Source organism: Plantibacter sp. MPB07, from assembly GCF_046619465.1.
In the GTDB taxonomy this organism is placed as follows: domain Bacteria; phylum Actinomycetota; class Actinomycetes; order Actinomycetales; family Microbacteriaceae; genus Plantibacter; species Plantibacter auratus.
Map to the genome: position 1 here is coordinate 2198597 of NZ_CP177043.1, position 21735 is coordinate 2220331.

Here is a 21735-nt window from a genome sequence, read left to right on the forward strand (position 1 = left end):
CTCCACAAGCAGCCCTCATGAGGCTTTTGTACACAGGGCTTGCATATCACATACCTCATGCTTATCCTCGATATGCAAGGACGGTTGACGAACCCGTCCGCGGACGAGGAGAGCCCCCATGAAGCACCAACGAACCCTGTCGATCGCCGCTGCAGCTGCCACGCTGGCCGTGCTCTCCGCGTGCACGAGCGACGCCGGGGGCGAGCGTGTCGGTCGCTGCGCGATCGCAGACGAGTTCGCCGCTGGCACGCCGGTCGACGCGACGCCGTCCGGCGAGATCACCTTCCAGACCACCGCGCTGAAGGCCTCGTTCTCCGAGTACTTCACCGAACTCATCGAGGACTTCGAGGCCGCCTACCCCGGCACGACCGTCACCTGGGAGGACGACCCTGGCGACGGCAGCTTCGCCACCCGGCTCGTCGCGGACGCGCAGGCGTGCTCGCTGGCAGACGTCGTGAACATGCCGCTCGCCACCGCCGGCGGGCTCCGCGAACAGGGCTTCCTCGCCGACCTCGACGCCGCGTCACCGGGCATCGGCGACGACTTCATCCCGAGCCTGTGGGACAGCCTGGTCCTCCCCGGCGACGACCACCACTACGTGCTCCCCTGGTACTGGGGCCTCATCGGCCTCCAGACGTACAACACCGAGCTCATGCAGCGCGCCGGGCTCGACCCGGAGCAGCCGCCGACCACCTTCGAGGAACTCTTCGACGCGGCCGATCAGGTCGCCGAACGGTCGAACGGCGAGTTCAGTGCCTTCTCCGCGAGTCTCGGTCTGCGACTCCCGCTCGAGTGGCAGCTGCAGGAGGCCGAGGTCATCGCCGACGACGGTTCGGCGTTCGTCTTCGCCGACGATCCGGCCGTGCAGGAGTGGACCGAGCGCATGACGCGACTCGCGCTGGCCGGCGGCATCCCGAAGGACTCGATCGCGTCCGACGACGAGCCCACCGCCCTGTTCACCCAGGGCGCGACCGTCTGGGGCTCACCGAACGCCTCGTCGCTCCGGTACGTGCAGGAGGGCAACCCGGGCGTGTACGAGCACGTGGGCGTCTCGTCCCTCCTCGACCGCCGCGGCACCGCGATCGCCGAGGTGCAGACCATCGGTGTCCCGAGCACGAGCACCAACCCGGCCACCGCCATCGCCTTCGCGCGATTCCTCCTCGCCGCCGAGCAGCAGAACCGCTTCATCAGCGACCCACGCATCCAGAACTTCCCGAGCACCACCGAGTCGCTCGGCATCCCGAAGCTCACGGACATCACCGGTACCGCACCCATCGACGAGGCGAACCGTCTCGCCGTCGACCTCGCCGACGAAGCGGAGATCGTCACCATCGTGCAGTGGAGCGACGCGGTCGCGAACGCGGTCAACGCCGAGCTCCAGCTGGCGCTCACCGGGAAGAAGGCGCCGCGTGAGGCACTCCAGGCCGCCCAGGACGCGGCCAACCGGGTCATCGGAGCCGATGCTCGATGACGACCGCGATCCACCTCAACGGGGCGGCGCGCTATCGACCGCCCTGGGTGCCGCTGTTGTGGTGCGCACCCGCGCTGCTCATGATCACGATCTGGAGCGTCGGGCCTTTCATCGGGACCATCGCGCTGTCGTTCACCGACACGTCCCCGCTCGGCATGGGTGGAGCGTTCGTCGGCCTCGACAACTACCGCTCGATCCTGCAGGACCCCGCGTTCTGGTCCGCGACCGGCAACAGCGTGCTGTACGCGATCATCGCCGTCCCGTTGCTGGTCGTCCTCCCGCTGCTGCTCGCGCAGCTCGTCCACACCCGGCTCCCCGGGATGGGGTTCTTCCGCTCCGCGTACGCGGCTCCGATCGTCGCCTCCGTGGTCGCGGTCGGGCTGGTCTGGCAGAACCTCCTCGGTGAACAAGGGCCCGTCAACACGGTGCTCCAGCGGGTCGGTCTCATCCAGCAGGCGGTGCCGTTCCTCTCCGAGGGGTCGCTCATTCTGCTCAGCGCCGTCGCCCTCACGGTGTGGCGTGGGCTCGGGTGGTACCTGATCTTCTACCTGGCGGCGCTCTCCAACATCCCCCGTGAGCTCTACGAGGCGGCCGAGCTCGACGGCGCCGGCCCGACGCGACGGTTCCTCACCATCACGGTGCCGGGCACCCGCCTCACGATGCTCCTCGTCGGGCTCCTCGCCGGCATCGGGTCGCTCCGCGTGTTCAGCGAGGTCTACCTGCTCGGCGGCGCCACCGGTGGTCCGGGAGGCGAGGCACGGACACTCCCCTTCTTCATCCGCGACGCAGCGCTCGACCCGATCACCGGGAACGCGGGCTACGGTGCGGCCGCGAGCGTGGCACTCTTCGCCCTCACCGCGGTGTTCGCCGTGCTGGCGCAGCGCTTCGGCGGGGAGCGGGACGCATGAGCGCGCGCATCGAGCAGTCGCCCGCACGACCGCTCCTGCGGCGTCGGCGTCGGCGCTGGTCGAGGACGACACCGGTGCGGTACGCGCTCCTGCTCCTCGTCCTCGTCATCTCCGTCGGCCCCCTGCTGTGGCAGTTCCTGTCGTCGCTCAAGGGCTCCGGCGAAGCACTCTTCGGGCGCGACGCCACCCTGTTCCCGCAGCTGCCGACGTTCGACGCCTACGTCACGATCTTCCGGCAGATCCCGATGGACGCCTACCTGACGAACAGCGCGATCGTCTGCGCGCTCACCATCGCCTCCCAGGTGGTGCTGCCGACCGCAGCCGGGTACATGCTCTCCCGACGCGGCTGGCGCGGGCGGCGGGTCACCTTCACCGTGCTGATCGTGTCGATGGTCGTGCCGTTCGAGTCGATCATGGTGTCGCTCTTCCTCATGACCCAGGAGCTCGGTCTGCTCGACACCCTCGTCGGCGCGTGGCTCCCCGGTGCGGTCTCCGCGATGAACGTCCTCATCATGCGGGCCTCATTCACGGCGGTGCCCGACGAGATCGAAGACGCCGCGTTCCTCGACGGAGCCTCGGAGTGGCAGCGGTTCACCGCCCTGTTCCTGCCGTCGTCCATCGGCGCGATGCTGGTCGTCGTCGTCAACTCGTTCATCACCGCGTGGGACGACTTCCTCTGGCCGCTCCTCGTCCTGCGGAGCGAGTCGTCGTTCACCGTCTCGCTCGGACTCGCACGACTTTCGGCGTCGTCGTTCGGGTTCGACCCCAGGGTCGTGATGGCCGGATCCATCATCGCCGTCGTCCCCGTCCTCGTGGTGTTCATCGTGCTGCAACGATGGTTCCACCGAGGCGTCGCAGCAGGAGGAGTCAAGTGAGTCGACAGCCGCACCACCACGAGCATCGTCCCGTCCCGACCGAGGGCCAGTTGCGTTGGCAACAGGACGGCTTCGGCGTGTTCTTCCACTTCGGGGTCAACACCTTCGCCGGCAAGGAATGGAGCGACGGCACCCTGCCCGCCTCGAGCTTCGATCCGAGCGACCTCGATGTGCGGCAGTGGGTGCGCGTCGCGGCCTCGATCGGCGCCGGATACGTCATCCTCACCGCGAAGCATCACGACGGGTTCTGTCTCTGGCCGACCACGACGACCGACTACAGCGTCGCATCCTCACCGTGGCGGGACGGCCACGGCGACATCGTGGCCGAGCTCGCAGCAGCCTGTCGCGAAGCGGGTCTCGGACTGGGGCTGTACCTCTCGCCGTGGGATCGCCACGCTCCCGAGTACGCCGACGAGGCGCGCTACGCCGAGGTGTACGCCCGGCAGCTCACCGAACTGTGCACGAACTACGGCGAGCTCGTCGAGCTGTGGTTCGACGGCGCCGGGTCCGAGGGGTACACCTACGACTGGCCCGGCATCACCGCCATCATCGAACGACTCCAGCCGCAGGCGATGGTGTTCAACATGGGCGCCCCGACGATCCGCTGGGTGGGTAACGAGAACGGTCTCGCCGAAGACCCGGTGCGGTACGTCGTCGACCACACCGACTTCAGCAACTACACCGTCGTCACCAGCCGGTTCGAGGAGGCCCTGTACCTGCCGCCGGAGTGCGACGTCTCGATCCGCCGCGGCTGGTTCTGGCACCCGGACGACGAGCCGAAGTCGATGGAGCATCTGCTCGCGATCTTCTACCGGTCCGTCGGACTCGGCGCGAACCTGCTCCTCAACCTCCCACCCGACACCCGCGGGCTCCTCCCCGACGCCGATGTGGAACGCGTGACCGCCTGGGCCGCGGAGCGCGACCGCCGCTTCGCGCGGCCGATCCCGGGAACCCTGACCGCCGACGGGTCGACGGTCACCGTCACGTTCGCGGAGCCGGTCACCATCGATCACCTCCGGCTGCACGAGGACCTCACCGCCGGACAGCTCATCGACCACCACGAGGTCCGGACACCGGACGGCCGCACGCTCATCGAAGCCGGTTCCGTCGGCGTCTCGAGGGTGCACGCGTTCGAACCGGTCACGACCGATCGGCTGACGATCGCACTCGTCCCCGACGTCGTCGATGGGGCGGGCCTCTCTGACGAAGCACCGGTGCCGACGCTCCTCGCGGTCACCGCGTTCCGCACTGGCTCGAGCACCGTCCCCGAGCTGCCGGTCGGATACGAGGCCCCGACGGACGCCCCCGACTGAGCGGGCCGCGCCTCGACGCGGAACTAGGCTGGAGGGCGTGCAGGCGCTTCCCGAACCACTCGACATGAGTGCGCTCACCCGGCCGCTTCCCCGACACGAGGTTCACGAGCAGTGGCGAGCCTTCGTCAGGGAGGACCCCGGCGCCCGCGATCGCATCGGGCGAGTCCGGCGGCTCACCACCACCCTCGGCGCGATCGGCGGACTGTTCGGCATCTTCTTCTTCGGCCTGGTCGGCCTGCTCGCCTACGCTCAAGGCGGCAGGAACGCGGGAGGGATCGCCTTCGGCATGGGCACGCTCGTGGTGGTCATGATCCTCCTCGCCGTGATCCTCGTCCGCATGACGATCCGGGTCTGGTCGCGTAGGACCATGCGACGCACACACCTCCGCCTCGCCAGCTTCGCCGAGGCCAACGGGTTCGACTACCGCGTCGGTCCCATCGCCCTCCAGCGCGACATGCCCTGGCGGAGCCGCGGGTCGGTGAACCTCCACCGAGTCCTCCGGAGCCGGGAGCCGCGCGGCATCGAGATCGCCGACTACGAGGTCATCGGCAACCGCAAGAACCTCGCGGCCCCCTTCGGTGGCTACTGCGCACTCCGGATGCCCGTCGCCCTCCCCCACATCCTGCTCCGCGCCCAGGACGGCCGCCGCCGAGGGATGACTGGCGCCGGCGCCCCGGCCGATGCGCAGCGGCTCAGCCTCGAGGGCGGGTTCGACCGCCACTTCCAGCTGTACTGCCCGGTCGGCTACGAGGCCGATGCCCTCTATCTGTTCACGCCCGACGTGATGGCGCGACTGCTCGACCACGTGCGCGGCTTCGACGTGGAGATCGTCGACGACTGGCTCCTGCTCGTGACCAGCGACGATCTCGTCACGACAAAGGTCGACGATTGGCAGGACATCGCCGCCGCTGTCGACGCCGTGGACGACCGCGTCGAACGCTGGGCACGGTGGCGGGAGACCCGAGGTGACCGGCGAAGCGCCAAGACGGACGAGTCGGCCTCGACCGCGGCGGCCGGCCGCGTCAGCACCCGTGGTCGGCGCCTCAGCGTCCGGATGAGCGTCGACGACATCCTCATGTGGAGCGCGCTCGGGCTGTTCGTCGTCGGCACGATCATCGGGCTCCGGTAGCGCGCTCGAACGCTCCCGAACCGATCCGGGTCAGTCGCCGTACTCGTCGAGGAAGGTGTCCGACTCGGCATCGAGCGCACATCCCTCGGCGGCGGCCTCCGCCGGGGTGCGGTCGCCGGCATCGACGATGCGGCTCGACTGCTCCTCCATGCACCGTTCCATCGCCCGCTCGGCGGCCGCTGGGTCGGCGGCGGTGAACCCGCCGGTCGCTGCGACGATCGCGAGGACCGCTCCGACGCCGGCGACGAGGACGGTCCCACCGATCGCGAGCTTCCACCCGAGCCTCGTCGGCTCGGCCGTCCCCTCATCGCCCGGCTCGTGCTGCTCCGTCTGCGTGAACACATCCGTCATCGGTCGACCCCCGTCGCTCAGCGCACCACCCCCGGCATGTCGCCCCAGGCTAGCAAGCGCCGTCGTCGCACCGCACGATCGACGACACCACGACACGAGACGGCCTCCCGCCGGTGGGCGGGAGGCCGTCTCGATCGGATCGTCCCGGGGCTAGAACCCCTGGGCGAGGCGGTAGTACGCATTGTTCCAGCGCACCTCACGCTGGAAGTCGCGCGTTGTGGTCGACTCGTCGATCACGAGGAGCTCGGTCTTGGCGATCTCCGCGAAGTCGGCGAAGACCTCGACCCCGACCGCGGTCGACATGACGGTGTGGTGCGCGGCACCGGCGGTCAGCCAAGCGGCGGCAGACGTCGCGAAGTCCGGAGCCGGCTTCCACACGGCGCGCCCGACGGGCAGCTTCGGCAGGGCCTCGATGGGCTGGACGACCTCGACGACGTTCGCCGTCAGCCGGAAGCGGTCGCGCATGTCGCTCATCGCGACGACCACGGCGGGGCCGGAGTCGGCCGTGAAGACCAGGCGCACCGGGTCCTCCTTGCCGCCGATGCCGAGCGGGTGCACCTCGAGGGTGGCACGAGCCGAAGAGAGCGTCGGGCTGACCTCGAGCATGTGCGCCCCGAGGATGAGCTCGTTGCCGGGCTCCATGTGGTACGTGTAGTCCTCCATGAGCGACGCGCCACCGGGGAGGCCGGCACCCATGACGGACGCGGCGCGCACGAGGACGGCGGTCTTCCAGTCGCCCTCCGCACCGAAGCCGTAGCCGTCGGCCATGAGGCGCTGGACGGCGAGGCCCGGCAGCTGACGCAGCTCACCGAGGTCTTCGAAGCTCGTCGTGAACGCGGCGAAGTCGCCGGCCTCGAGGAAGGAGCGCAGGCCCAGTTCGATCGCGGCACCGTAGCGGAGCGACTCGTGCCGCTCGCCACCCTTGCGCAGCTCGGGGACGACGTCGTACAGCTCCTCGTACTCGGCGACGAGCGCGTCGATGTCGGCGTCCGTCGACGCGTGCACGGCCTCGGCCAGCTCGTTGACGCTCCACGTGTTGACCTGCACTCCGAAGCGCAGCTCGGCCTCGGTCTTGTCGCCCTCGGTGACGGCGACGTAGCGCATGTTGTCGCCGAAGCGCGCGAGCTTGAGCTCGTGCGTGGCCGCCCAACCCGCAGCGGCGCGCTGCCAGGTGCCGACCTCACGCTGAACGCGCGGGTCGGAGACGTGGCCGACGACCGTCTTGCGGGCGACGCCCAGACGCGTCTGGATGTACCCGAACTCGCGGTCGCCGTGCGCTGCCTGGTTGAGGTTCATGAAATCGAAGTCGATCTCCGACCACGGCAGCTCGACGTTCGCCTGCGTGTGGAGGTGGAGCAGCGGCTTCTGCAGCGCGTCGAGCCCGGCGATCCACATCTTGGCCGGGCTGAAGGTGTGCATCCAGGTGACGAGACCGATGACGCTGTCGTCGGCGTTCGCGTCGAGCATCGCGCGACGGATCGACTCGGAGTCCTTGAGGACGGGCTTCCACTCGATCCGCACGGGGACGTCGGCGGCGGCGCCGAGCTCGGCGGCGATGGCCTGGGACTGCTCGGCGACCTGACGGAGGGTCTCCTCGCCGTAGAGGTTCTGGCTGCCGGTGAGGAACCAGACGGTGTAGTGGTCGAGCGTGGTGGTGGGCTTCGGCATGGGTGGGTTCTTTCTTGAGGTCGTTTCGGTCCCTGAGCCTGTCGAAGGGCGGGACCGTGGTGGGGGTGGCCCTTCGACAAGCTCAGGGACCGGGAGGGTGTCAGGGACCGGGATCGGACCGGAGGTCAGTCGGGTTAGAGCGCGCCCTGCGGCGCCTGGCCGTAGACGTTCTGGTAGCGGTCGAAGAGGGCGTCGATCGCCTCGGTCGGCATGGGCTTCGGCTCGCCGAGCTGACGCGAGATGTGCACGGTGCGGGCGACGTCCTCGACCATCACCGCGGCCTTCACGGCGTCGCGGGCGTCCTTCCCGATCGTGAACGGGCCGTGGTTCTGCATGAGTACCGCGCGCGACCGGTGACCGGTGAGCGTCTCGACGATGCCGCGTCCGATCGAGTCGTCGCCGATGATCGAGAACGGACCGATCGGGACCTCCCCGCCGAACTCGTCGGCCATCGCCGTGATGACGCACGGGATGGGCTCGGCGCGTGCCGCCCAGGCCACCGCGTAGGTGGAGTGGGTGTGCACGACGCCGCCGACCTCGGGCATATGCCGGTAGACGTATGCGTGTGCCGCGGTGTCGCTCGACGGCGACCGCTCAGCACCGGGCGTGCCCGGGATGACGTTGCCGTCGAGGTCGCAGAGGATCATGTTCTCGGGCGCGAGGTCGTCGTAGTCGACGCCGGAGGGCTTGATGACGAAGAGGTCGGCTCCCGGCACCCGCCCGGAGACGTTGCCACCGGTCCAGATGACGAGCCCGTACCGGACGAGCTCCCCGTGCAGCTTGGCGACGTCGGACCGGACGCGCGCGATCGCGACCTCGATCTCGGGCGAGTAGGTGTTCACGCGGTTGCTCCTTCGAGGGCGGTGGTCTCGGTGTCGGTCGGCAGGCTGTCGACGCCGCCACCGAGGGCGGCTCGGCGGATGCGCTTCAGGCGCTTCATGACGTCGTTGGCGCCACGACCGAAGTAGTCGTGGAGCGTCGCGTACTCCGCGTAGAGCAGGTCGTACGCGTCGGCCGCGGCCTCGTTCGGCGTGTAGACGGCGCGGTTCACCTTGCCCATCGCGGCACTGGCGGCCGGGACGTCCGGGTAGGCACCCGCGGCGACGGCGGCGTGGATGGCCGAGCCGAGCGCCGGCCCCTGGTCGCTCGCGGTGATCGAGATCGGCAGGCGCAGGATGTCGGAGTACGTCTGCATGAGGAAGGGGTTCCGCTGCAGACCGCCGGCGACGATGAACTCGGTGACGGGGACGCCCGAGGCGTTGAACGTCTCGACGATCTTCCGGGTGCCGAACGCGGTCGCTTCGAACAATGCGCGGTAGACCTCCTCGGTGCGGGTCGTGAGTGTCAGGCCGAGGACCGTGCCGGAGAGCTCGTGGTCGACGAGGACCGAGCGGTTGCCCGAGTGCCAGTCGAGGGCGACGAGCCCGTGCGCGCCGACGGGCTGGTCCTGGATGAGCGAGGTGAGGTACTCGTGGATGCTGACACCACGCGCCGCGGCCTCCTCGGTGTATCGGGCGGGGACCTGGTTCGCGACGTACCAGGCGAAGATGTCGCCGACGCCCGACTGCCCGGCCTCGTAGCCGTAGAGCCCGGCGATGATGCCGCCGTCGACGACACCGCACATGCCCGGGACCTCGCGGAGGACGTCGCCGTTCATGACGTGGCAGGTTGAGGTGCCCATGATCGCGACCATCTGGCCGGGCGAGACGGCCTGCGCCGCGGGTGCTGCGACGTGCGCGTCGACGTTCCCGACCGCGACCGCGATGCCCTCGCGAAGACCGGTCCACGCAGCGGCTTCGGCCGACAGGGTGCCGGCGGCGGCGCCCAGTTCACCGATCTCGTGGGCGACCTTGTCGTCGGCGAACCGCTCGAACGCGGGGTTGAGAGCCGCGAGGAACTCGTGGCTCGGGTAGGCACCGTCCTGGTAGATGCCCTTGTAGCCGGCGGTGCAGGCGTTCCGCACGTAGGTGCCGGTGAGCTGCCAGATGATCCAGTCGGCCGCCTCGACCCAGTGGTCCATGCGCTCGTAGAGTTCGGGGTCCTCCTCGAGGAGCTGGAGTCCCTTGGCGAACTCCCACTCGCTCGAGATGAGGCCGCCGTACCGCGGCAGCCAGGACTCGCCCCGCTCGGCGGCGAGCTCGTTGATGCGGTCCGCCTGCGGCTGCGCGGAGTGGTGCTTCCACAGCTTCACGTAGGCGTGCGGGCGGTCGGCGTACTCGGGCAGCTCGTTGAGCGGCGTCCCGTCGGCGATGACGGGGACCATGGTGCAGGCGGTGAAGTCGGTGCCGATGCCGATGACGGCGGCGGGGTCGATCCCGGCGGCCTCGACGGCGCGCGGCACAGCGGATTGCATGACGGCGACGTAGTCGGCCGGCACCTGCAGCGCCCAGTCGGGCGGCAGCGCGGCGCCGGTCGAGGCGAGCTCACGGTCCATGACGGCGTGCGGGTAGTCGAGCACCGCCGACCCGAGTTCGGCACCGTCGGACACACGCACGACGACGGCTCGGCCGGACAGCGTGCCGAAGTCGACACCGATCGTGTAGGTCTCTGCGTGCGTGGCTGTCGCCTGCTCGGGGGCGCTGGCGGCCGGGTTCTGCTCGGTGTTCACCGGTGGGACTCCTTCGTCGATCTGGTGCTCGGTTGATTCGCGATGCTGTGGTGCAAGCGGGTGGGGGCGGATGCTCGGCCGGGTGGATCAGGGCTGGGCCGCGCTCCAGTGTACAACGTTGTATATTGCCGTGGCCATGGACAGGGCGATGCGATTTCGACTCATGCGAGACCGCCCATCGCCTCGATGACGGCGCGGGTGTCGAGCGGCTCGGAATCCGGCGCCTCAGCAGCGCCCACGGTCCCCACGATCCGGCCCGCGCGGACGGCGACGACCCGGTCGCAGACGGCCGCGAGCGCCGCAGGGTCCTCGCTCGAGACGACGACCGCCCGGCCGGACGCCGCGAGCGATCGGATCAGGGCGTACCGCTCAGCCCGCCGACGTCCGTCCTCGGAGCCGGGGGCGCCCGCCCGACCGAACGGTTCGGCGAGCAGCACGGCGCGCGCCCGCGTGTCCGCGATGATCCGGAGCGACTCCGTGAACTGGTCGGCGTCCGGCCCGCGGTGCACGCCGGGGAGCGCGGCGACCAGGCCGCTCGGCGCGGTGGTCGCCCGGTAGTCGCGCCGCGGGTCGGCCACACCGAGCCGGACCATCCTCGTGAGGGCGTCCGGGGACACGCTCGACGGTACCCCGCCGAGGAAGGAGAGGTCGAAGCGGATCGGGTGCTCGGTCGTGTACAGGACCCCTGCGGCGCGCGCCCGATCCGTCGTCGAGACGTCGACCACCGCACCGTCGAGCGCCACCGAACCACGGGTCCGTGCGCCGTACGACCGCCCGAAGACGCTCAACAGCACCTCCCCCGCACCGGAGTCGGGCGGACCGAACAGCCCGAGCACCTCCCCCGGCGCGCAGGTGAAGGACAGGTCGTCGACGACGATCCGCTCGGGGTCCGCCGGGTGGCTCGCGGTCCAGTGTTCGACGGCGAGGCCGGCAGCCGTCACCGGCGCCGCGGTCGACGAGGCACCTTCCGACGTCGATGATCCGCCGGCGACCGGACGGAACACGTCGACGCCGCCCACCCCGGCGGCCAACGCGGCGACCACCTCGCGTTCACCGTCCACGGCCGACAGCCGGATCGGGGGCGACGGGTCACCACCGACGGCGATCACGGTCGCGGCCGATGCGACGCTCGCCAGCCCGGTCACGGCCCCGGTCGCGAGCAGGACACCGGGTGCGGGGTCGGCGGTTCGAGGAGCTCGGGCCACCTCGACCATCGCCTGCTGCCAACGCTCGACCTCGTCCGCTCGGAGTGCGGGGCCACTGTCGTCGATCACGATGAGCGACGCCTCCGCGGCGACCGCCCTGGCGAGCTCCACGAGCCGACGCTCCACGACCGACAGGGCACCGGCGGAGTCCGCGGGTGACCGATCGAGCCCGACAATGCCCAGGGCGCGGTGGATCCGCTCGGCATCGCTCTGCCTCAAGGACGTCCGGTCGGCGAGCGGCCCTCGGAGGAGCCGCATCACCGCCTCCCGCAGTCCCACTCCACGCTCGGACCCGAGCAGCACGTTCTCACCGATGGTCTGCGACCAGCTGATGGCCTGCCCGGCCGTCACGACGGCCACCCCGGAGGCACTCGACGCGGCCCGTGACGACAACCGCGCCGGCCTGCCGTCGACGAGCACCGTCTCGGAGCCGGACACCCTGGCCGCGCCGCGCGGTCCGGTGGACGTCCCGGACAACTGCGCGATCAGGTGCCGGAGGAGCGGCACCGGTCCGAGCACGGCGTGCACCGTACCGAAGGGCACCTGGAGCAACGGCCGGCCGTCCCGCAGGATCGCGAGCGCCGCCGGCGGGACCCGCGAGGAGTCGGGCTCAGCGGTCGCTTCGCCACCACGCACGGAGGCGAGGGCACCGGCCAGGTCGCCGGTGCTCTCGCCTCCGTGGTGGATGTCCATGCGTCGGATCGATCCGGGTTCCGCGGTCGCGGACCTCGGGATCAGCGTCCGCCGCTGCGGCGCTTGTTGTAGACGTCGAACGCGACGGCCAGCAGCAGCACGAGGCCCTTGACGGCCTGCTGCCACTCGATGCCGAGGCCGATGATCGACATACCGTTGTTCAGCACACCGATGATGAGACCACCGATGATCGCGCCGCCGATGGTACCGACGCCACCCTGCACCGCGGCTCCACCGATGAAGGCCGCGGAGATCGCCTCGAGTTCGAAGCCGTCACCGGCCTTCGGACCGGCGAGGTTCAGGCGGGCCGTGAAGATGAGGCCGGCGAGCGCCGCGAGGAAGCCCATGTTGACGAACAGGAAGAAGTCGACCTTACGGGTCTTGATGCCGGACAGCTCCGCGGCGTGACGGTTGCCACCGATCGCGTAGATGTGACGGCCGAAGACCGAGCGGTTCATGACGATGCCGTAGACGAGCACGAGGACGGCCAGCACGATGAGCGTGACCGGGATGCCCTTGTACGCGGCGAGGGCGTACACGAAGAAGCCGATGCCCGCGATGATGAGGACGAGCTTGGCGACGAACCACGGGAACGGCTCGGTGTCCTGGCCGTACTTCTGTCGGCCGAGACGCGTGCGGACCTGCTGCACGACGAGGCCGACGACGGCGATGACACCGATACCGAGCGTGAGCGGGTCGATCGGGAAGTCACCGAACACGTCGTTCAGGAAGCCGTTGCCGAGCGCACGGTACTCCGCCGGGAAGGAACCGATGTTGGCGTTGCCGAGCACCACGAGCGCGAGGCCGCGGAAGATGAGCATGCCGGCCAGCGTCACGATGAACGCCGGGATCCCGACGTAGGCGATCCAGAAGCCCTGCCAGACACCGACGAGCGCACCGATGGCGAGCGACAGGATGATCGCGATCCACCACGGCATCTGCATCTGCACGGCGAACACACCGGAGACCGCACCGACGAAGGCCGCGACGGAACCGACCGACAGGTCGATGTGGCCGGCGATGATGACCATCACCATGCCGATCGCGAGGACGAGGATGTACCCGTTCTGCACGATCAGGTTGGAGATGTTCTGCGGCCGCAGCAGGATGCCGTCGGTGATGACGGCGAAGAACACGACGACGAGCAGGAGGGCGATGAAGATGCCGTTCTTGCCGAGGTCGCTGAGGATGTGGGTCAGCCAGCTCGTGAAGCGGTTGGTGGCCGGGTTGACGAGGCCGCCGGCGGCGGTGCCGTCGCCTGCCGGGACGGTGGGTTTGGTGTCCAGATCGGACATTGCGGTTCTCCTTCGATCCGTCCGCGCCCGCGTCAGCGGGGCTTCTCCATGGTCATGAGTTTGAGGAGCGCTTCGGGGTTCGCTTCCTCGATCGGCAGTTCGCCGGTGATGCGGCCCTCGCTGAGGGCGTAGATGCGGTCGCAGATGCCGATGAGCTCGGGGAGCTCGGAGGAGATGACGATGACGCCCTTCCCCTCGGCGGCGAGGCGGTTGATGATCGTGTAGATCTCGTACTTCGCACCGACGTCGATGCCACGAGTGGGCTCATCGAGGATGAGGACGTCGGGGTCGGAGTAGATCCACTTCGAGAGGACGACCTTCTGCTGGTTGCCGCCCGAGAGCTTCCCGGTCTTCGCGAGCACGTTCGGAGCCTTGATGTTCATGCTCTTCCGGTACTCCTCGGCGACCTTGTACTCCTCGTTGTCGTTGACGAGTCCGCCGCGTTCGAGCTTCTTCAGCGAGGCCATCGAGATGTTCCGCTTGATGTCCTCGATGAGGTTGAGGCCGTAGTACTTGCGGTCCTCGGTCGCGTACGCGAGGCCGTTGTCGATCGCCTCCGACACCGTCCGGGTGCGGATCTCGGTGCCGTTCTTGAAGACCTTGCCGCTGATCCGGCTACCGTACGACTGACCGAACAGGCTCATCGCGAACTCGGTGCGTCCGGCGCCCATGAGGCCGGCGATGCCGACGATCTCACCGGCGCGGACGTTGAGGTTGACGGCGTCCACCATCACGCGGGTCGGGTCCTGCGGGTGGTGGGCGGTCCAGTCCTCGACGCGCAGGATCTCCTCGCCGATGTTCGGCGTGTGGTCCGGGTAGCGGTGCTCGAGGTCGCGGCCGACCATGTCCTTGATGATGCGCTCTTCGGTGACGTCGTTCTTCACGATCGTCTCGATGGTCTTGCCGTCGCGGATGACGGTGACGGTGTCGGCGACCTTCTTGATCTCGTTGAGCTTGTGGCTGATGATGATCGACGTGATGCCCTGCTCCTTGAGGTGCAGGATCAGGTCGAGCAGGTGATCGGAGTCCTCGTCGTTCAGTGCGGCGGTCGGCTCGTCGAGGATGAGGAGCTTCACGCGCTTCGAGAGGGCCTTCGCGATCTCGACGAGCTGCTGCTTGCCGACGCCGATCTCGAGGATCTTGGTCGTCGGGTTCTCCCGCAGGCCGACCCGGGCGAGCAGTGCTGCCGCCTCCTGGTTGGTGCGGTTCCAGTCGATGAGGCCGAGCGGCCCCTTCAGCTCGTTGTTGAGGAAGATGTTCTCCGCGATGGAGAGGTAGGGGCTGAGGGCCAACTCCTGGTGGATGATGACGATGCCCTTGGACTCCGAGTCGCGGATGTCCTTGAACTCCATCGTCTCGCCCTCGAAGACGATGTCGCCCTCGTAGGTGCCGAACGGGTAGACGCCGGACAACACCTTCATGAGCGTCGACTTGCCGGCGCCGTTCTCACCGCAGATGGCGTGCACGGTGCCGCGCTGCACATCGAGCGTGACGTTCGAGAGGGCCTTGACGCCGGGGAAGGTCTTGATGATGTTGCGCATCTCGAGGATGCTCGTGGTCTCGCCTGACACCGTGTCTCCTTACAGGTGATCGTCGTTGAACCGGGCCCTCCGACAGGCTCAGGGATCGGAAGTGATTCCGTTCCCTGAGCCTGTCGAAAGGGGTGTTGCAGGACTGACTAGCCCTTGATCTCGTCTTCGGTCCAGTAACCGGAGTCCACGAGGACCTCCTGGATGTTGTCCTTGACGACGATCTGCGACTCGAGGAGGAAGGACGGGACGACCTTCTTGCCGTTGTCGTAGTCCTCGGTGTTGTTGACCTCGGGCTTCTCACCGTTCAGCACGGCGACGGCCATCTTGACGGCTTCGCTCGCCAGCTGGCGGGTGTCCTTGAAGATGGTCGCGTACTGCTCGCCGGACTCGATGGCCTTGACCGAGTCGAGCTCGGCGTCCTGGCCGGAGATGACGGGCCAGCCGTCGCCCACCGAGTAGCCGGCGTCGGTCAGCGCCGAGATGATGCCTCGCGAGATGCCGTCGTAGGGCGACAGGACCGCGTTGACCTTGCTGCCGTCGGAGTAGGTCGACGTGAGGATGTTCTCCATGCGCTTCTGCGCGGTCTCACCGTCCCAACGGAGCGTTGCAGCCTGCTCGAAGGAGGTCTGGCCACTGGCGACCTTGAGGGTGCCCGCGTCGATGAACGGCTTCAGGGTGTCCTGAGCGCCGTCCCAGAAGAACGTGGCGTTGTTGTCGTCGGGCGAGCCGGCGAACATCTCGATGTTGAACGGACCGGCGGGTGCGCCCTCGGTGGGCTTGCCCTCGAGGTCGACGAGGCCGAGGCCGTTGAGGACCGAGTTGGCCTGCTGCACGCCGACCTTGTAGTTGTCGAACGACGCGTAGTAGTCGACGTTCTCGCTGTCGCGGATCAGGCGGTCGTAGGCGATGACGGGGATGTCGCCGTCCTTGGCCTCCTGGAGCACGCTCGTGAGCGTGGTGCCGTCGATCGAGGCGATGATCAGGACGGAGGCGCCCTTGGTGATCATGTTCTCGATCTGCGAGACCTGGGTGGGGATGTCGTCCTCGGCGTACTGCAGGTCGACCTTGAAGCCCTCCTTCTCCAGCTGCTCCTTGACGGCGTTGCCGTCCTGAATCCAGCGCTCGGAGCTCTTGGTGGGCATCGCGACGCCGACGAGCTTGCCGTCGCCTTCGCCGCCGCCCGATCCGCCGCTTGCGCCGCCGGAGCAGCCGGCGAGCGACACGACCATCGTGCCTGCGGCCAGCGTGGCGAGGAGCATTCTCTTCTTCACTGTGTGGTTCCTTCCCTAGGGAGTTGCTTGGACGTCATTGTCATGCGCAGGTCTGTCGGCTTCGATGTGTCCAGCTCATCGAGGCCGCTCGTCGGCTACGTGGCGTTCGCGGGTGCGGGTGCGGACGCCTCGTCGTGGTGTCGGCGAGGGTGCAGGGAGAGGTGGCCGGCGGAGAGCCGGGCCGAGAGGGAGCTGTGGTCGGATCGATCGGTGCCGTGGATCGGGAGGCGGCTCATCGCCGACCTGCTCGCTCCATTGCGCTTCGTTCCCACGTCGACTTCCTCGTCACTCCGAATGTGACCGTTCACATTGTGTGTCACACGATAGCCCCAGACCTCCACCTGATGTCAAGTCGGGATGGGTCTCATTTTCATAACCGGCGACTGTCGGGGCATGGTCGCGCTCTCAGTGAGCCCGTGCGGGCACGTGCCGGGGGCACAGGTACGCCCCGATCGGCGTGGCCGGAACCCGGGGATGTGCCCCGGCGATCCCAGTAGGGGCCTAGAGTTCGGCGTCGATCGCGCGGATGACGTCCCACGCGCCGTCCTCGGAGTTCGACAGCACGACGACGTCGATGGCGTCCGCGGCCGTCGGGCCGAAGTAGGTGCGCACGATGCCGCTCGCGCCGGGGTTGACACCGTCGAGGTACATCGATCGCACCTGGCCGTCCTCGTCGACGTCGAACTCGAAGCCGAAGCCGTAGGAGATCTCCTCGTCGACCTCGATCTGCGGGGAGGTGAACTCCTCGGTCAGCTCGGCGGTGAGGATCTTCGCGTCGCGGGCGGCGCGCAGGAAGGTGATGAGGTCGGCCGCGGTGGACTGTGCACCGGCGTCCGGGCCGCCGAGCGGCGGGAAGGCGTCGGCGTTCGAGTGCCAGACGCCGTCGTCGTCGACGTCGCCGCCCTCGGCCAGGCCGGGCTCGCCCGTCCGGCGGTCGACGAAGCCCGAGTGGTCCATGCCGAGCAGCGCGAACACCTGCTGCTCGATGAGCTGGCGGTAGGGCAACCCCGTCACGCCCTCGAGCGCGAGCCCGAGCAGCACGTAGCCCGCGTTGACGTAGTTCGCCTCTTCGCCAGGGGCCGCGAGCGGCTCCTTGTCGGCGAAGAGCGGCAGGAGGTCGGCGGTCTCGCGGATCGACGAGGCCGGGCGCTCGGCCCAGAGGTCGTCGTAGCTCTCGCCGGCGGTCTCGTCGGCGTCGTCGGCGATGCCGGAGGTGTGGGTGAGGAGGTGGAGCAGCTGGACGTCGCGGCGGATGGTGGTGCCGTCGAGGTCGACGTACTCGTGGATCGACTCGTCGAGGTCGATGTGTCCGGCGTCGACCTGCTGGAGCACGGCGGCGGCGGTGAAGAGCTTCGTGATGGACGCCGTGTCGAAGCGGGTGTCGAGCGTGATGGGCTCGTCGCGCTCCCGCGAGGCGAGGCCTCGGGCGGCCTCGAAGAGCGTCTCGTCACCGCGCTTGACGAGCACGACGCCCGAGAAGTCGGTGGCTTCGATGACGCGGGCGACGCTTTCGGTATCCATCCCCCAACGGTACCGTCGCGGACCCCTCCGTGGCTCCACGCACCCCGGGGGACCCGATCCGTCGGGGGCCTGAGGCGTGTGCATAATGGGTGCAGCACGAAATGTGACCGTGCACATCGAGGTCCGAGGAATCCGTGAGCGACGACGCCGAACGGGGGCGAGCCCCCAATATCCGTGATGTCGCGCGCCTGGCCGGGGTCTCCCACCAGACGGTCTCACGAGTGCTCAACAACCACCCGAGCATCCGCGACTCCACCCGCGACCGGGTCCTCGCCGTCATGGACGAGGTCAACTACCGTCCGAACCGGGCGGCCAGGGCACTCGTGACGAGTCGGTCGCGGACCATCGGGGTGCTCGCGAGCCAGCGGTCGCAGTACGGTCCGGCGAGCATGATCCAGGCGATCGAGAACGCGAGCAAGGACGCCGGATACCTCGTCAGCACGGCGAACCTGCCCGACGTCTCCGACGCGTCGATCGTCGCGGCCGTCGAGCATCTGCTCGCGCAGTCGGTCGACGGCATCGTGGTCATCGCGCCGCAGGTCCGGGTGTTCCGGGCGATCGAGGAGCTGCAGGTGCGGGTGCCGTTCATCGCGGTGCAGTCCGGCGGCGACCTCGACGACCACTCGATCGGCGTCGACCAGGTCGCCGGTGGACGATTGGCGACGCGGCACCTCATCGAGCTCGGGCATCGGAACATCTACCACCTCGCCGGCCCGCAGGACTGGATCGAGGCGGAGGCGCGCATGCACGGGTTCCTCGCCGAGATGAGCGCGCAGGACGTGCCGACGACCGCGCCGATCCTCGGTGACTGGACCGCCGACTTCGGGTATCGCGCCGGGATCGAACTCATGCGAGTGCGCGACTTCACGGCGATCTTCTCGTCGAACGACCAGATGGCGCTCGGCCTCATCCACGCGATCCGCGACGAGGGGTACGACGTGCCCCGAGACGTGTCGATCGTGGGGTTCGACGACATCCCGGAAGCACCGCACTTCTGGCCGCCGCTCACGACGGTGCGGCAGGACTTCGACGAGCTGGGGCGTCGTTGTGTCGCGCGATTGCTCGGCAACCTCGAGGTCGACGCCGTCGGGTACCGCGGAACGATCGAGCCGGAGCTCATCGTGCGGAAGTCGACGGGTCGCCCGGCCTTCTGACCCCTCGTGGCGGTGTGTGGTGGTGGCGCCAGCGCGGTGCGCTGACGCGAGCGCGGGTCACACGCGTGAGCGCGCCCATCTGGAGACGCGCGCTCACGTCCATGCCCCGCGCCCACGCCGATTCGGGCGATCTCGCGTCAGCGCACCGCGCCGACGCCGGGTGACCACGTCTCACGCCAGCGCGGTGCGCTGACGACCAGGCCGACAGCACCCGAGGCGACGATCACCAGCCGGCGGGGTCCGCGATGAGTCGATCGAAGGCGAGTTCCGCGGCACCGATGAGCAGGAGGTCCTGGCCGAGTGCCGCACGCACGATCGCGACGTCCTCGAACGGCGGGACGAGCGCCCGCTCACGGACCGCGTCGTGCAACTCCTCCGATGCCAGTTCGAGCACGATCCCGAGATGCCCACCGAGGACGACGAGTTCGGGGTCGAGGATGTTCACCGTCCCGGCGAGCGCCCGCCCGAGCGTCCTGGCCTGCCGGACGACCTCCTCCCGCATCGCCCCAGCCGGATCGGCCGCGATGCCCTCGGCGAGCGCCGCTTCGAGGACCGCGTCGTCCCCGGCGGCGAGGCCGGCGACGTGCAGCAGCTCGCTGCGTCGCACGGCGTCTTCGAGCGCGTTGCCGGCGGCCGTCGCCGAGGTGTGACCGAACTCCCCCGCGTACCCGCGCGCTCCACCGACGGGTCGGCCACCGGCGATGATGCCACCACCGATACCGCTCGCGCCACCGTTCAGGTAGACGAGGTCGTCGATGCCGCGGCCCGCCCCGAAGGTCCGCTCCGCCCGAGCGCCGAGACTCGCGTCGTTGGCAGCGAACACCGCACGACCGGTCGCGGCACGCAGCCGTTCGACCAAGGGCTCGTCCACCCACCCGAGGTGCGGTGCGAGCCGGACGACGCCGTCGGCGTCCCGGACGAGACCGGGGATCGCGAGCCCGATCCCGCCGCCACCGCGCGCTTCGTCGGGCAGTCGATCGGCGAGTTCCTCGACCAACTCCGCGATGATCGCCGTCGCCTCGGCCGCCGTCGGTGTCGTGTCGACCTCGCGACGCACGCGCTCGAGGACCTCGCCACCGAGTCGCACGGCCGCCACCGTGATCGCGTCGAGTTCCGGGTTCGCCGCGAAGGCGACGGCTCGCGGGCCGGCTGAAACGAGTGGCGACGGCCTGCCGACACCCTGTCCGCCGACCGGGACCGACTCCTCGACGATGCCGATCGAGGCGAGTTCCGTGACGAGCGCGGCGACCGTGGACCGGTTGAGGCCGGTCGTCCTCGTGAGCGCCGACCGCGACTGCACCCCGCCCTGGTGCACGAGCTCGACGATCCGCCCGAGGTTGCGACGGCGCACCGAGTCGAGTCCGCTCCCCATGCCGGATCCGCCCGCCGGACCCGCCCCGACCGCTGTCGACTCGCTCACACGCACACCCTCTGCTCGATCCCTCCAGTGTTCCCTATCCGGGCACGCGCCGGTTCACCCGCCACCGGCCGTGGATGGTTGACTGGACGGATGCCCGCCGCCTGGACACTCCGCCCCGCCACCATCGACGACTCGACCTGGATGGCCGAGTTGCGCGCCGTCGTCATGCGGCCCGACCTCGAGCGCCTCGGTCGCTACGACGAGACCCGCGTGCGCCAGCGCTTCCTCGACGGATATCGCCCGGAGCACACCTCGGTGATCGAGGTCGACGGCGTCACGGCCGGGCTGGTCGCCCTCCGTCCGGAAGCCGGCGAGCGGTGGGTGGAGCACTTCTATCTGGCGCCCGAGCACCAGGGCGCTGGCCTCGGCACCGCGGTGCTCTCGCGGCTCCTGTCCGATGACGGCGATCCGCGCCCGTTCCGCCTCAACGTCCTGCAGGGCAGCCCGGCCCGCCGCCTCTACGAGCGCCACGGCTTCACGCTCGAACGCGAGGACGAGGTCGACGTCTGGATGGTCCGCCGAGGCTGAACACCCAGCGGCACGGCAGCAGGAGATCGGCACGGCAGCAGGATGTCCGGCTGAGGAACGTCCTGCCACCGAGCGGATCTCCTCCTGCCACGACGCCGGCACCGGCTAGCGGGTGAGCCGCGCGACCCCGGAGCCGCTCACGCCGGCTGGCGGACCGTGGTGACGATGTCGACGAGGTGCGGGTCGGCCGGCGCGGAGCCGAAGCCGAAGCGCACGGGCGGGTCGAGTCGGGCGAGGGTGCCGAGGTCCGCACCGGACCAGCTCGCGGTGGCGGCGGTGATGCGTCGAGCGCCGGTCACGCCGTAGTACTCGCGTCGACCGTTGCCGGCGGAGCCCGCCGTCCGGGCGCCGGGTTGGAGCACGCGGGCGAGGGGGTCGATGGTCTGCAGCCAGACGGGGTTCACGGCCACGGGTTTGGGGACGACCCGGAGCGCACGACCGAGCGGCGAGCTCCCACCGATGCGGAGGGTCGTGTCGAGCGGACCGCCCACGAAGCGGAGCCCCGTCGGCAGGCGCGTCCAGCCGACGGTGCCGATCTCGACGTCGTCGAAGGTGTACGTGGTGGAGATGAAGTCGGCGATCTCCTGCGTCGGCGCGAGCAGCAGGCGTTTGCCGCGGGAGTCCTCGATCATCGCGTCGGCGAAGGAGCCGAACGGGGACGTGGACCAGAGCCCGAGGACGATGCGGACGCCGCCCGTGGTGCCGTAGCCGGCGATCCTCCCGGAGAAACGAAGGTCGGTTGCGGGCATGGGATCACCCTAGTCGCCCACTCTGCGGGAGTGTCCGTGAACGG

The 21735-nt window shown here is 69.3% G+C and carries 19 protein-coding genes; 7 read left to right on the plus strand and 12 right to left on the minus strand.

The features are described 5' to 3' along the window. The first annotated feature begins 118 nt into the window (after positions 1 to 118). From ACLIME_RS10060 to ACLIME_RS10080, 5 genes are all read left to right on the plus strand, one after another. Positions 119 to 1471, plus strand: a complete 1353-nt coding sequence (locus tag ACLIME_RS10060) for an extracellular solute-binding protein (protein WP_411556831.1) — start codon at positions 119 to 121, stop codon at positions 1469 to 1471. Continuing rightward, positions 1468 to 2379, plus strand: a complete 912-nt coding sequence (locus ACLIME_RS10065; RefSeq protein WP_411556832.1) for a carbohydrate ABC transporter permease — start codon at positions 1468 to 1470, stop codon at positions 2377 to 2379. The genes ACLIME_RS10060 and ACLIME_RS10065 overlap by 4 nt, the downstream gene beginning before the upstream one ends. Next, the gene (locus ACLIME_RS10070; RefSeq protein WP_411556833.1) at positions 2376 to 3254 is read left to right on the plus strand and encodes a carbohydrate ABC transporter permease; all 879 of its coding nucleotides are present in this window, start codon (positions 2376 to 2378) and stop codon (positions 3252 to 3254) included. Before ACLIME_RS10065 ends, ACLIME_RS10070 begins: the two co-directional genes overlap by 4 nt. Further along, positions 3251 to 4567 (plus strand): alpha-L-fucosidase, encoded by a 1317-nt coding sequence (locus ACLIME_RS10075; RefSeq protein ID WP_411556834.1) that lies wholly within the window; start codon positions 3251 to 3253, stop codon positions 4565 to 4567. Before ACLIME_RS10070 ends, ACLIME_RS10075 begins: the two co-directional genes overlap by 4 nt. Positions 4568 to 4631: 64 nt before the next feature. Next, a complete protein-coding gene (locus ACLIME_RS10080) occupies positions 4632 to 5696 on the plus strand; it encodes a hypothetical protein (RefSeq protein WP_411556835.1) in 1065 nt (354 codons plus the stop codon). 30 nt (positions 5697 to 5726) lie between these two features. Here ACLIME_RS10080 and ACLIME_RS10085 read toward each other — a convergent pair whose 3' ends face one another. The 10 genes from ACLIME_RS10085 to ACLIME_RS10130 all read right to left on the minus strand — a co-directional run bounded on the left by ACLIME_RS10085 (position 5727) and on the right by ACLIME_RS10130 (position 17840). Then, positions 5727 to 6047 (minus strand): hypothetical protein, encoded by a 321-nt coding sequence (locus ACLIME_RS10085; protein WP_411556836.1) that lies wholly within the window; start codon positions 6045 to 6047, stop codon positions 5727 to 5729. A 150-nt stretch (positions 6048 to 6197) separates the two neighbouring features. Further along, entirely contained in the window at positions 6198 to 7715 is a 1518-nt protein-coding gene (gene araA / locus ACLIME_RS10090) for an L-arabinose isomerase (RefSeq protein WP_056014267.1), read from the minus strand. Positions 7716 to 7849: 134 nt separating this feature from the next. Then, the gene (locus ACLIME_RS10095) at positions 7850 to 8557 is read right to left on the minus strand and encodes an L-ribulose-5-phosphate 4-epimerase (protein WP_071258853.1); all 708 of its coding nucleotides are present in this window, start codon (positions 8555 to 8557) and stop codon (positions 7850 to 7852) included. Beyond that, entirely contained in the window at positions 8554 to 10251 is a 1698-nt protein-coding gene (araB, locus tag ACLIME_RS10100) for a ribulokinase (RefSeq protein ID WP_371413698.1), read from the minus strand. Before araB ends, ACLIME_RS10095 begins: the two co-directional genes overlap by 4 nt. A 233-nt stretch (positions 10252 to 10484) precedes the next feature. Further along, entirely contained in the window at positions 10485 to 12221 is a 1737-nt protein-coding gene (locus tag ACLIME_RS10105; RefSeq protein ID WP_411556837.1) for a hypothetical protein, read from the minus strand. Positions 12222 to 12262: 41 nt separating this feature from the next. Continuing rightward, positions 12263 to 13516 carry a multiple monosaccharide ABC transporter permease gene (mmsB, locus tag ACLIME_RS10110; protein ID WP_085512640.1) on the minus strand — a complete coding sequence of 418 codons (1254 nt, stop codon included), beginning with the start codon at positions 13514 to 13516 and terminating at the stop codon, positions 12263 to 12265. 32 nt (positions 13517 to 13548) lie between these two features. After that, positions 13549 to 15057 (minus strand): multiple monosaccharide ABC transporter ATP-binding protein, encoded by a 1509-nt coding sequence (gene mmsA / locus ACLIME_RS10115; RefSeq protein WP_064295024.1) that lies wholly within the window; start codon positions 15055 to 15057, stop codon positions 13549 to 13551. Positions 15058 to 15194: 137 nt separating this feature from the next. After that, positions 15195 to 16307 (minus strand): multiple monosaccharide ABC transporter substrate-binding protein, encoded by a 1113-nt coding sequence (chvE, locus tag ACLIME_RS10120; RefSeq protein ID WP_079706775.1) that lies wholly within the window; start codon positions 16305 to 16307, stop codon positions 15195 to 15197. A gap of 107 nt (positions 16308 to 16414) precedes the next feature. Next, positions 16415 to 16555 carry a hypothetical protein gene (locus ACLIME_RS10125; RefSeq protein WP_158596666.1) on the minus strand — a complete coding sequence of 47 codons (141 nt, stop codon included), beginning with the start codon at positions 16553 to 16555 and terminating at the stop codon, positions 16415 to 16417. A gap of 265 nt (positions 16556 to 16820) precedes the next feature. Continuing rightward, positions 16821 to 17840 carry a serine hydrolase domain-containing protein gene (locus ACLIME_RS10130; RefSeq protein ID WP_085512643.1) on the minus strand — a complete coding sequence of 340 codons (1020 nt, stop codon included), beginning with the start codon at positions 17838 to 17840 and terminating at the stop codon, positions 16821 to 16823. Between the two features lie 134 nt (positions 17841 to 17974). Here ACLIME_RS10130 and ACLIME_RS10135 point away from each other — a divergent pair, with 134 nt between their 5' ends. After that, a complete protein-coding gene (locus ACLIME_RS10135) occupies positions 17975 to 18994 on the plus strand; it encodes a LacI family DNA-binding transcriptional regulator (RefSeq protein WP_064294998.1) in 1020 nt (339 codons plus the stop codon). A gap of 223 nt (positions 18995 to 19217) precedes the next feature. Here ACLIME_RS10135 and ACLIME_RS10140 read toward each other — a convergent pair whose 3' ends face one another. Then, positions 19218 to 20414 (minus strand): ROK family protein, encoded by a 1197-nt coding sequence (locus ACLIME_RS10140; protein ID WP_411556838.1) that lies wholly within the window; start codon positions 20412 to 20414, stop codon positions 19218 to 19220. Positions 20415 to 20504: 90 nt separating this feature from the next. On the opposite strand from ACLIME_RS10140, the gene ACLIME_RS10145 reads away from it, so the two are divergent. Beyond that, entirely contained in the window at positions 20505 to 20942 is a 438-nt protein-coding gene (locus ACLIME_RS10145; RefSeq protein WP_274500436.1) for a GNAT family N-acetyltransferase, read from the plus strand. A gap of 137 nt (positions 20943 to 21079) precedes the next feature. Here ACLIME_RS10145 and ACLIME_RS10150 read toward each other — a convergent pair whose 3' ends face one another. Beyond that, positions 21080 to 21691: a hypothetical protein gene (locus ACLIME_RS10150; RefSeq protein WP_079706772.1), complete on the minus strand. Its 612-nt coding sequence runs from the start codon at positions 21689 to 21691 to the stop codon at positions 21080 to 21082. Positions 21692 to 21735: the final 44 nt, after the last annotated feature.

What these genes read in the sequence shown, in the direction of transcription:
- ACLIME_RS10060 (WP_411556831.1), top strand. Translation starts at nt 119, where the DNA reads ATGAAGCACCAACGAACCCTGTCGATCGCCGCTGCAGCTGCCACGCTG.
- ACLIME_RS10065 (WP_411556832.1), top strand. Translation starts at nt 1,468, where the DNA reads ATGACGACCGCGATCCACCTCAACGGGGCGGCGCGCTATCGACCGCCC.
- ACLIME_RS10070 (WP_411556833.1), top strand. Translation starts at nt 2,376, where the DNA reads ATGAGCGCGCGCATCGAGCAGTCGCCCGCACGACCGCTCCTGCGGCGT.
- ACLIME_RS10080 (WP_411556835.1), top strand. Translation starts at nt 4,632, where the DNA reads ATGAGTGCGCTCACCCGGCCGCTTCCCCGACACGAGGTTCACGAGCAG.
- ACLIME_RS10085 (WP_411556836.1), bottom strand. Translation starts at nt 6,047, where the DNA reads ATGACGGATGTGTTCACGCAGACGGAGCAGCACGAGCCGGGCGATGAG.
- araA (WP_056014267.1), bottom strand. Translation starts at nt 7,715, where the DNA reads ATGCCGAAGCCCACCACCACGCTCGACCACTACACCGTCTGGTTCCTC.
- ACLIME_RS10105 (WP_411556837.1), bottom strand. Translation starts at nt 12,221, where the DNA reads ATGGACATCCACCACGGAGGCGAGAGCACCGGCGACCTGGCCGGTGCC.
- mmsB (WP_085512640.1), bottom strand. Translation starts at nt 13,516, where the DNA reads ATGTCCGATCTGGACACCAAACCCACCGTCCCGGCAGGCGACGGCACC.
- mmsA (WP_064295024.1), bottom strand. Translation starts at nt 15,057, where the DNA reads ATGCGCAACATCATCAAGACCTTCCCCGGCGTCAAGGCCCTCTCGAAC.
- chvE (WP_079706775.1), bottom strand. Translation starts at nt 16,307, where the DNA reads ATGCTCCTCGCCACGCTGGCCGCAGGCACGATGGTCGTGTCGCTCGCC.
- ACLIME_RS10125 (WP_158596666.1), bottom strand. Translation starts at nt 16,555, where the DNA reads ATGAGCCGCCTCCCGATCCACGGCACCGATCGATCCGACCACAGCTCC.
- ACLIME_RS10130 (WP_085512643.1), bottom strand. Translation starts at nt 17,840, where the DNA reads ATGGATACCGAAAGCGTCGCCCGCGTCATCGAAGCCACCGACTTCTCG.
- ACLIME_RS10145 (WP_274500436.1), top strand. Translation starts at nt 20,505, where the DNA reads ATGCCCGCCGCCTGGACACTCCGCCCCGCCACCATCGACGACTCGACC.
- ACLIME_RS10150 (WP_079706772.1), bottom strand. Translation starts at nt 21,691, where the DNA reads ATGCCCGCAACCGACCTTCGTTTCTCCGGGAGGATCGCCGGCTACGGC.